Below are 9,527 nucleotides of genomic sequence, written 5' to 3'. Positions count from 1 at the left end.
CAGTTCGCTCGACCCGGTCCTGACGCTAGAATAGGTGTCGGGGCCGTGCACGGTCGATCGGGGCCAATCTTTCGCTGGAGGACAGCGCCCGCCTGTCGCATTACCTTGATCGTCTTCCTGGATTTCGAGGCCTCGTCCCTAAGCAAGAAAAGCGTTCCGATCGAAATTGCCTGGGTGTTCGAAGACGGTCGCTCCCGCTCGGCGCTGATCCGGCCCGCCGCCGACTGGGACGACTGGGCAGCCGATGCAGAAGCAATCCATGGGATTTCGCGGCAGTTGCTTGCATCGGAAGGCGAGCCGGTAGAGCAGGTCGCCAGTGAAATGGTCGAGGTTTTGACCGGGCATGATCTCTATGCCAGTGCCCCTTCGTGGGATGGAAAATGGCTGAGCGTTCTCCTGCGCGCCGCCGGCTTTCCTCGGCATGCCCTCCGGCTCGGCAAGTCACGTGACGCCTTTACGGCTGCGGCGCGTGAATTAACGGGAGCGACGATCACGGAGACAGAGCTATCAAAGCTCATCGACGGCATCGTCGAGGAAAGCAAAACGACAGTCCCGGCGCATCGCGCATTGGCGGACGCCGCGCTTGAGCTTACCCGATGGAAGCTTGTCCGCGAGGCGGCCAAGAAGCGGATGGCGACAGGCGGGTAGAGGTCAGCGCTTGTGAAAGCTCTCGGTCACCCAGCGCGCAAAATCCGCAGCTGCGGGCGCAAGACGGTCGAAGCTGCGGGCAACCAGCCAGTAAGCGCCGTTCGAAACAGTGAGGTCGAAGAGCTGACGCAAGCGGCCGGCCCGGATTTCCTCCTCTGCAAAGGCTTCATCCAGGAGTGCGACGCCTTGGCCACGCAGTGCCGCCTGCAGCACGAGCCCGTCATCGGCATAGACTGGCCCCCTCGCTGTCTCGGGCATGGAAATGCCGGCCGCCTCGAACCACCGGCTCCAGGCGTCGCGGGTTTCCTCATGCAAGAGCCCATAAGCAAAAATGTCATGCGGAGAGGAGATCGGTGGGCCACGCTCCAGAAGATCGGAGGCGATCACCGGCACCATGCGGACATCGACCAGGTGCCGGCTTTCTGTCCGTGGCCATGCGGTGACGGTGGCGCTGTGCCGGATCGCGATCTGCGCCTGGCCTGTACGGAATTCGATCGTCCGCGGATCGGCATCGAGCGATATCTCGACGTCAGGATGGAGTCTGCGAAATTCCGGCAGCCGAGGCACGAGCCAGCAAGCGGCAAAGGAGGGTTCGACGCTGACTTTCAGATCCGCAGACACTGAAGCTCCACGGATATCCTCCAGGCACTGGTCGATCCGGTCGAAGGAAGGGGTGAGCACGGCAAGCAGCTTCCGGCCGCTTCCAGTTAGGATGACACTTCGATGGCGCCGCTCGAACAGCGGCTCACCCAATAGCTGTTCCAGCTCGCGGATCTGTCGGCTGACGGCGGCCTGCGAGATGAACAGTTCCTCGGCCGCAAGCGTGAAGCTCTCGAGCCGTCCCGCGACCTCGAAGCTTCGCAATGCCGTCAGCGGCAGCCGACCACGCTTCATCCCATAACCTCAAGTCATCCGAAGTCAACGATAAGCTCGTTTGAAGGCCGGGCGCAAGGGGAGGAGAACACTTGGGAAAGGAGAGAAGTCATGTGGAAGCAGATCGTCTCAATCCTGATGGATGCCGTTCGCCTTGTCACCTTCACATCTGATGGCAAGGATAGCCGACGGCGCCGGGACTACTGAACGCTCACGCAGCTTATCGGGATTTTCGCGCATTCATAATCCTGCGCCGGGGTCTATATAGACCTCTCCTTACTAGAGAAGCGGGAGCATCACGATGCAGAAGCGTAAACTCGGCAGGCAGGGACTTGAAGTATCGGCCGTCGGCCTCGGATGCATGGGCATGAGCCAATCCTACGGTCCGGCCGATGAGACGGAATCCATCGCAACCCTTCACCGCGCCATCGAACTCGGCTGCACTTTCCTCGATACAGCCGAGGTTTACGGCCCCTACAAGAATGAGGAACTGCTCGGTCGAGCTCTCAAGGGCCGTCGTAACGAGGTGACGCTGGCCACAAAATTCGGCTTCCGCCTGAAAGACGGCAAGCAGGTTGGCACCGAGCGTGAAAGCCGGCCGGAAACCATTCKGAGCGCCGTCGAAGGCTCGCTCAAGCGTCTTGCCACCGACCACATCGACCTCATCTACCAGCACCGCGTCGATCCGGCTGTCCCGATGGAAGATGTCGCCGGTACCGTCGGCGAACTCGTCAAGGAGGGCAAGGTTCGCTACTTCGGCCTCTCCGAAGCCGGTGTCGCTAATATCCGCCGCGCCCACGCCGTCTTTCCGGTGTCGGCCGTGCAGAGCGAATATTCGCTGTGGGAGCGCAATCTGGAAACTGACGTGATCCCAGCTTTGAGGGAGCTCGGCATCGGCCTTGTGCCCTTCAGCCCGCTCGGCCGTGGCTTCCTGACCGGCGAAGTCAGGCGCGCCGAAGAGTATCCGGAAGGCGATTTCCGTCGCGGCGATCCACGCTATCAGGGCGAGAACTACGATGCGAACGTCCGCGCAGCCGAGGCCGTTCGCTCGGTCGCATCCTCGCTCGGCGGCAAGCCTGGCCAGGTGGCGCTCGCCTGGATCCTGCACAAGGGCAGCGATTGCGTGCCGATCCCGGGCACCAAGCGCCGCACCTATCTGGAAGACAATATTGCCGCAGCCGACATTTCGCTCAGTGCCGAACACATGAAGGCGCTCGATGAAGCGCTTGCCCCCGGGAAGGTCGCGGGCAAGCGCTATAACGAGACGATCATGTCGACGATCGATCGCTGAGGATGGCTCACGCGTCGATATCGGTCGACAGCGTGATATCCTTCTGCGCGTCCAACTCGGCAAGCCGCTCGGTCAGCCCCTTGCGGATCGACTGATAGGTCGTGCTGCCGAGCGCGAGCCGCTTTGGCGCCGGTTGCTTTTCGGCCGCCGCGATCATCGCGTCGGTCATTTTCACAGGATCGCCCAGGATCTTGAACGAGCCATCGGCAATCGCGCGGCGCACCTGACCGGCCGGTGTATCGTCATAAACATCCATCTGTGGCGGCCTGACGAGGCCAGCGCCGAAATCCGTGCCCGCAGGCCCAGGCTCGGCAATGGTGATGTCGATGCCGAAGGGGGCGACCTCTTGCGCCACGGCCTCGATGAAGCCTTCGATCCCCCATTTGGTGGCGTGATAGAGGCTGAAATTCGGATAGGCGATCTGCCCGCCTTCCGAGGCAACCTGCAGGATGCGGCCGCCGCCCTGCCGACGCAGATGCGGCAACGCGGCCCGGATCACCTGGATGGAGCCGATCAGGTTGGTATCGATCTGATGGCGAATCTGTGCATCGCTCACCTCTTCTGAGGCGCCGAACAGGCCATAACCGGCATTGCTGACAACGACATCGATGCGTCCCATCTGCTCGAAGGCGGCGTCGACGACTGCATGAACGGCCCGGTCATCGGTGACGTCGAGGGTCGCGACCCAGAGCCGTTCGCCATACTGCGCTTCAAGGTCAGCCAGGGCTTCGCGCTTGCGCAAGGTTGCGGCGACGCGATCGCCGCGCGCCAGCAGTTTCTCAGTCATGATCCGGCCGAAACCGGAGGATGTGCCTGTGATGAACCATGTCTTTGTCATCGTCTCCACCTTTCTGATACCGCTGGATCGCGGCTTGATGAAAACAAAGATAGAGACGATTATTGATGTGATAATCCGTTCAAATCCGTATGAGCTGTTGAAAAATACCCATGAGTTATCGGCCGACACTTGATGACCTCAATGCCTTCTCGGCAATCGTCACCCATCGCAGCTTCCGCAAGGCGGCCGGCGAACTCGGCCTCTCACCGTCGACGCTCAGCCATATGATGCGCAACATGGAGGCACGCATGGGCGTGCGCCTGCTGCATCGCACGACGCGAAGCGTCGCGGCCACCGAAGCCGGCAAAATGCTTCTCGACAGGCTGAAACCGGTCTTGCGCGATCTCGATCTGGCGCTGGATGCCGTCGGCGAATTCGGAGGTCAGCCGAGCGGTACGCTGCGCATCAACGCCAGCGAAATTGCCGCCCGCGTGCTGTTGAATGCCGCCATTCCTCTCTTCCTCGAACGCTATCCGGAGATATCGCTCGATATTGTCACCGAAAACCGGCTGGTCGATATCGTCGGCGAAGGCTTCGATGCCGGCATCCGCCTTCGGGAATCCGTGCCGCTTGATATGATAGCGGTCGAATTCGGCGGCGAAGCACGTTTCCTCGCGGTTGCCTCACCAGCTTACTTGAAAGATCACAAGCGACCGAAGACGCCTGAAGACCTCAAGCGCCACCGCTGCATCCGCCTGCGTATGCCGAGCGGCAAACTCTACCGCTGGGAGTTTGAGAAACATGGCCAGGAAGTGACTATCGAAGTATCGGGCGCCCTGACGCTCGATCATGTAGAACTGATGGCGGAAGCGGCGGTCAAAGGGCTCGGCATCGCCTATGTGCCGGAAAGGGTCGCGCGGCCCTATCTTGCCAGCAGCGAGGTTATCTCTGTTCTTCACGACTGGTGCCCGTCGATCCCCGGACTCTGCCTCTATTATCCCGGTCACAGGCACGTGCCGCAAAGCTTGCGCGCCTTCATATCCGTGCTGACGGAAGTCGAGCGGCAAGGTGCTTAGCCTCCCCGCACATCACCCCTGCCCATTCTGTCTCGCCTGTTCAGCAGAGCGGAAGCGCGCCGGCGTTATGCCGCGTCTTGCCTTGAAAGCCTTGCCGAAGGCGGCTTCGGATTCATAACCGACCTCTGCAGCGATATCTGCAACGGTCCGGCGCGTCCTGAGCAGCTGGTCACTCGCCAGCGTCATCCTGATATCGGTCAGGAACGCGCCGACCGTCATTCCCGCGCGCTCGCGAAATTGCCGGGCATAGGTAGCCCGCGACATGGCCGAATGACGGGCAAGATCATCGATCGTCCAGCCAAAGGCCGGCGAGGACATCATTGCCACGACGGATTTGCCGAGCCTGGCATCCCCGAGCAATTGCAGCAGCCCCGTGGACGCGACGGGCGAGACCTTGCCGGCCCTCACTGCCATGATGAAAAGCGAGAGACAGGTCGCGGTGATGATCGCCAATGCTCCCGGCCTCTCTTCAGCGGTCTCCCTATAGAGCATGGCGACCAACGTCTTCAGCAGTTCCTCCGACTCCTCGGTGAGCGATACGTGAAAGACGTCAGGCAGGCTATCGAGCAGCAAGGCAGCAGATCCCGGCGCGCAATCGAAATGACCACAGAGCAGGTCGACATCGGCCTCGCCTTCGCCGTTTTCGCGCAAAGGCAGCATGCCACCCACGGCGATGCGCAGGGGCCGTGCTTCGCCGCCTGGCCGCAAGCCAACGATCGCATGCGCATCCCCGCGCGGCAACAGCAGGAAATCGCCAGAGCGCAAGGTGACTTCACGACCGGAGCCGAGGCGAATGAGGCAATCGCCGCCGAGGATCAGATGAAACGGTAGCGTACCTGCTGCAACGGACTCGTGGTCGATATGAAACGCGCCCTGCAGCCGGCAGCGAATGTCGAGCGTCGGCTGCAGGCGGGCGAGTTCGATAAGGCGGCTTAAAACATCCATGAGACGATCGCGCTAGAAAATGACTTTTTTGAGCATTCAAACTATCACCTTKAACGGTCATAGTCACTCCCAACAGCCGAGGCAATCACGCCGTCGCTGATATGAGAAGGAATGATTTTCATGTTGGATTGGAAGGAATATCGCGGCGAACTCCTGGGCCGGATCGGCGAAATCGCCAAGATCGTGCCAGAGACGATCAAAGGCTATCAAACCCTTTCGACCGCAGGACAGAAGACCAACCATCTCGACGCCAAGCAGCGCGAACTGATCGCCCTTGCCGTGGCCGTAACCGTCCGTTGCGATGGCTGTATTGCCGTACATACGACCGAAGCCCAGAAGGTCGGCGCCACCAAAGAGGAAATTGCTGAGGCTCTCGGTGTCGCGATCTCCGTTAATGCTGGTGCCGCTCTTGTCTATTCGGCCCGCGTGATGGACGCTGCCGACGCCATTGCAAAGTAAACGTCCAAAGTGAACCGCTTGCCGCACCGGCAGGGCAAATGACCCTGCCGGACCAATCCGGAGAAACGAACATGTCGCTCCCCCGCATACCCGCTGCATTTTTCGGCATTGTTCTTGGCATTGTCGGGCTCGGCAACAGCTGGCGCGCCGCCGCTGCCATCTGGCCGGTTCCGGCCAGCGTGGGCGAAGCCATCAGCCTTCTTGGCTTTGCCATCTGGCTCGTCCTCATCCTCCTCTACGCCGCGAAATGGTTTGTCGCGCCGAAGGAGGTGACGGCGGAACTTGAACATCCCATTCAGTGCTGTTTCGTCGGTCTGATCGGCGTCGCGACCATGCTGGCGGGACTTGCTATTCTTCCTTATTCGCGCATCGCAACTGAAGTTCTGTCTCTGGCGGGGTTCGCCATCACCCTGTTTTTCCTGCTCTGGCGAACCGGGCTGCTCTGGCGTGGTGGGCGTGATCCGGTCACCAACACCCCGGTTCTTTATCTGCCGACTGTTGCAGGTTCTTTCGTCACCGCCATCGCGGCCGGCACGCTTGGTTATGCCGACTGGGGCCAGCTCGCCTTCGGCGCCGGTTTCTTTTCCTGGCTGGCAATCGAGTCAGTATTGTTGCACCGGCTGCTGATGGCGCCGGAGCTGGCAGCACCGCTGCGGCCGACCCTCGGCATCCAGCTTGCTCCGCCCGCCGTCGGCAGCGTCGCCTATCTGAGTGTGACGACCGGCACGCCCGATATGCTCGTGCATGCCATGTTCGGTTACGCCATCCTGCAGGTCCTGATCATCGGCCGTCAGTTGCCCTGGATCATGCAGCAACCCTTCGCCGGCTCCTATTGGGCCTTCACCTTCGGCCTCACCGCGCTTTCGACAGCAGTGCTGCGCATGACGGCGCGCGGCGACACCGGCGCGATCAGCGAGCTTGCGCCCGTTATCTTCGTGCTCGTCAATATCGCGCTTGCGATCATTGCAGTCGGGACGCTCTGGCTGCTGGTGAAAGGCAAGCTTCTTCCTGCTCCTGKCCAGGCCTGAGAGCCCAACGGCTTTAGGCGCTTGCTACTTCCTGCTGCAGATCGACCACCGCCTTGATCGGCAGGTGGTCGGACGCCATGCGGGCGAGCGGGGTGTCATGCACCTCCACCACGGAGATGATGCCTTCCCGGTTGGCGATGATGCGGTCGAGCGCCAGGACGGGCAGGCCGGCAGGAAAACTCGGAACGGCAGGAGGCAACGGACCAAAAGCCGTCTGGAAACTATTGAGGGACGAGCGGTCGCCGAGCCGCCATTCGTTGAGATCGCCAAGCAGGATGGTCGGCATTTCATGCCGGTCGCTGATGAGATCGACCAGCATCTTTGCCTGTTGCGCCCGCGAGTGACGCAGCAGGCCGAAATGAGCGGCGATGATGCGTAGCTTCCCGCCGGCTTCGAGCTCGATTTCGGCAACCAGCGCGCCGCGCGGCTCCAGCCCCGGAAGCTTCACCTGATGAACATCATGGACCAGGCCCTTGCGGACGAGCACCACATTGCCGTGCCAGCCATGCGCTTTCACCGCCCCTGAGATCGGAACCGGAACGAGCCCGGTTTCGCGTTCCAGGCGGGCGAGATCGAGAATGCCCGTACGCTCGCCGAAACGCGTATCGGCCTCCTGCAGCGCGATGACGTCGGCATCGATCTCATGGATGACACGGCTCGTGCGTTCCGGATCGAAGCGTCGGTCGGTGCCGACGCATTTATGGACATTGTAGGAAGCGATCAGAGTGCCGTCATTGCGCGGTTTCGGTCCCGCACGCCAGGTCTCAACGCGCTTCTTCCTGTTCTTGATGGAGGCCATGATACTGGCGGGGAGACTGTCTTTCTTCTTGGCTTGCATCGGAAGGAACGCCGGCTCCATTGCTCGGAAAGCTCTTTTTCAGGATTATAGGCAACGCAGCAAAACTTGCCATGCCGCAATCACGAAAACTCGATCAAAGATATGGCGAACCCAGCCACAGCACCTTTTCGAGCAGCCGCACCAGGAAGGGTCGCGACCACAGCCCCTCGAGCGTAACCGGTGTGGCAGACTTGATGGCATCGTCGATGCGCTCATCGATTTCGGCAGCAAAACCGGCATTCAGCACTTCGAGATCGATCTCGAAATTCAGCCGGAGCGAGCGCGGATCGAGATTGGAGGAGCCGACATAGGCCCAGGTTCCATCGATCGAAAGCAGCTTGGAATGGCTGAAGCTGCCGGTCGAACGCCAGATGCGGCAGTAGTTCTTGACGATCTGGTCAAACTGCGCGGTCATCGCCCGGTCGACCAGGACGAGGTTGTTGGCGGCAGGCACGACGATATCTACCTCCACGCCGCGACGGGCCGCTGTCGTTAGTGCACTGATCAGCTCCCGATCCGGCAGAAAGTAAGGCGACATGATCCGGATGGACTGGCGCGCAACGGAAAAAGCGCCCATCAGCATTTTGTGGTTCGTCTCAACGCTCCGGTCCGGCCCGGAAGCGACGATGCGCATGAAGACCGGATCGCCGCGCTTGCGCTCCGGCCGGTCGATGCGCCAGGCCTCGCCGTTCAGGACTTCGCCTGTGGTGAAACGCCAATCCTCGGCGGCCACATCGAAAAGATCGGCAACTGCCGGGCCGCTAACACTGAAATGCGTGTCATGGGCAAAGCTCCCCCCGACCGCTTCCTCGCTGAAGCCTTCGCGGATATTCATGCCGCCCGTCAGCGCGATCTTTCCATCCGCGATCAGGATCTTGCGGTGGGTGCGCAGGTTCGCGTAGGGCAGCCTGAGACCCATGATGACGTTGCCGTTGAAGACATCGACCGTCACCCCGCCCTCCTGCAGACGGCCGAGAATACTCGGTACCGAATAGCGCGCACCGACCGCATCGATCAACACGCGCACCTCCACGCCGCGCCGGACGGCTGCAATCAGCGCATCGGCGATGCGAAGCCCGATCCGGTCGCGGTCGAAGATATAGGTTTCGAGCAGGATGCTGCGTTCGGCGGTTTCGATCGCCGTCTTCATCGCCGCATAGGCTTCGTCGCCGTTTTCCAGCATGTCGATGGTGTTGCCGGTCGTCAGCGGATAACGGGTGACGCGATCACCAAGTGTCTGCAGGGCTGCAAAGCGGCGGCCGAACTGGCTGATGACGGCATCGGTCTCCGCGTCGAATTTTTCGAGCTCGTCCAGATCGGCGGCAGGCAGCAATGCGTCGCGGCGAAGGCTCAGCGACTTGCGGCGGATGCGGTTGATGCCGGCAATCATGTAAAGCAGGGCGCCGATGATCGGCGAGAGGATAATGACGCCCACCCACCCGATCGCCGCCCGGACCTCTTCCTTGGTCATGGCAGCATGGATCGCCGCCGCTGCCCCCATGGCAATCGAGATGACGAAGAGGATATGCGGCCAGTAGGTCGACAACAATTGAAACATCGCCACAAGATATAACCGCGAAGCGTCTGCGTT

Annotated in this window: 10 protein-coding genes; 5 read left to right on the top strand and 5 right to left on the bottom strand. The window is 61.1% G+C overall.

What is annotated here, in order from left to right; genetic code table 11:
- Window positions 1-105 precede the first annotated feature (105 nt).
- Entirely contained in the window at window positions 106-648 is a 543-nt protein-coding gene (locus AC1D35_RS25430; RefSeq protein ID WP_477940613.1) for a 3'-5' exonuclease, read from the top strand.
- A 3-nt stretch (window positions 649-651) separates the two neighbouring features.
- Here the strand turns inward: AC1D35_RS25430 and AC1D35_RS25425 are convergent, their stop codons facing one another.
- On the bottom strand, window positions 652-1,542 hold the full coding sequence (locus AC1D35_RS25425; protein WP_477940607.1) for a LysR substrate-binding domain-containing protein: 891 nt from the start codon (window positions 1,540-1,542) through the stop codon (window positions 652-654).
- 274 nt (window positions 1,543-1,816) lie between these two features.
- Between AC1D35_RS25425 and AC1D35_RS25420 the strand changes: the two genes are divergently transcribed.
- A complete protein-coding gene (locus AC1D35_RS25420; RefSeq protein WP_477940611.1) occupies window positions 1,817-2,812 on the top strand; it encodes an aldo/keto reductase in 996 nt (331 codons plus the stop codon).
- A 7-nt stretch (window positions 2,813-2,819) separates the two neighbouring features.
- Here the strand turns inward: AC1D35_RS25420 and AC1D35_RS25415 are convergent, their stop codons facing one another.
- Complete coding sequence (locus tag AC1D35_RS25415) at window positions 2,820-3,650, bottom strand: SDR family oxidoreductase (protein ID WP_477940605.1); 831 nt, start codon at window positions 3,648-3,650, stop codon at window positions 2,820-2,822.
- 110 nt (window positions 3,651-3,760) lie between these two features.
- Between AC1D35_RS25415 and AC1D35_RS25410 the strand changes: the two genes are divergently transcribed.
- Entirely contained in the window at window positions 3,761-4,666 is a 906-nt protein-coding gene (locus AC1D35_RS25410) for a LysR family transcriptional regulator (protein WP_477940603.1), read from the top strand.
- Between the two features lie 12 nt (window positions 4,667-4,678).
- Here AC1D35_RS25410 and AC1D35_RS25405 read toward each other — a convergent pair whose 3' ends face one another.
- Entirely contained in the window at window positions 4,679-5,611 is a 933-nt protein-coding gene (locus AC1D35_RS25405) for an AraC family transcriptional regulator (RefSeq protein WP_477940601.1), read from the bottom strand.
- Window positions 5,612-5,731: 120 nt separating this feature from the next.
- Here AC1D35_RS25405 and AC1D35_RS25400 point away from each other — a divergent pair, with 120 nt between their 5' ends.
- Together AC1D35_RS25400 and tehA are read left to right on the top strand one after the other, a co-directional pair.
- The gene (locus AC1D35_RS25400) at window positions 5,732-6,070 is read left to right on the top strand and encodes a carboxymuconolactone decarboxylase family protein (RefSeq protein WP_113296960.1); all 339 of its coding nucleotides are present in this window, start codon (window positions 5,732-5,734) and stop codon (window positions 6,068-6,070) included.
- Window positions 6,071-6,141: 71 nt separating this feature from the next.
- Entirely contained in the window at window positions 6,142-7,098 is a 957-nt protein-coding gene (gene tehA / locus AC1D35_RS25395) for a dicarboxylate transporter/tellurite-resistance protein TehA (RefSeq protein ID WP_477940599.1), read from the top strand.
- A 13-nt stretch (window positions 7,099-7,111) separates the two neighbouring features.
- Here tehA and AC1D35_RS25390 read toward each other — a convergent pair whose 3' ends face one another.
- Both AC1D35_RS25390 and AC1D35_RS25385 read right to left on the bottom strand, forming a co-directional pair.
- On the bottom strand, window positions 7,112-7,936 hold the full coding sequence (locus AC1D35_RS25390) for an endonuclease/exonuclease/phosphatase family protein (protein ID WP_113296961.1): 825 nt from the start codon (window positions 7,934-7,936) through the stop codon (window positions 7,112-7,114).
- A gap of 94 nt (window positions 7,937-8,030) precedes the next feature.
- Window positions 8,031-9,494 carry a phospholipase D-like domain-containing protein gene (locus AC1D35_RS25385; protein WP_113296833.1) on the bottom strand — a complete coding sequence of 488 codons (1,464 nt, stop codon included), beginning with the start codon at window positions 9,492-9,494 and terminating at the stop codon, window positions 8,031-8,033.
- Window positions 9,495-9,527: the final 33 nt, after the last annotated feature.

Source organism: Rhizobium sp. P1_E6 (assembly GCF_056405875.1).
Note: the sequence above shows the minus strand (reverse complement) of the source record. Positions and strands in the feature narration are given on the sequence as shown.

What these genes read in the sequence shown, in the direction of transcription:
- AC1D35_RS25400 (WP_113296960.1), top strand. Translation starts at nt 5,732, where the DNA reads ATGTTGGATTGGAAGGAATATCGCGGCGAACTCCTGGGCCGGATCGGC.
- AC1D35_RS25410 (WP_477940603.1), top strand. Translation starts at nt 3,761, where the DNA reads ATGAGTTATCGGCCGACACTTGATGACCTCAATGCCTTCTCGGCAATC.
- AC1D35_RS25405 (WP_477940601.1), bottom strand. Translation starts at nt 5,611, where the DNA reads ATGGATGTTTTAAGCCGCCTTATCGAACTCGCCCGCCTGCAGCCGACG.
- AC1D35_RS25425 (WP_477940607.1), bottom strand. Translation starts at nt 1,542, where the DNA reads ATGAAGCGTGGTCGGCTGCCGCTGACGGCATTGCGAAGCTTCGAGGTC.
- AC1D35_RS25385 (WP_113296833.1), bottom strand. Translation starts at nt 9,494, where the DNA reads ATGTTTCAATTGTTGTCGACCTACTGGCCGCATATCCTCTTCGTCATC.
- AC1D35_RS25415 (WP_477940605.1), bottom strand. Translation starts at nt 3,650, where the DNA reads ATGACAAAGACATGGTTCATCACAGGCACATCCTCCGGTTTCGGCCGG.
- AC1D35_RS25390 (WP_113296961.1), bottom strand. Translation starts at nt 7,936, where the DNA reads ATGCAAGCCAAGAAGAAAGACAGTCTCCCCGCCAGTATCATGGCCTCC.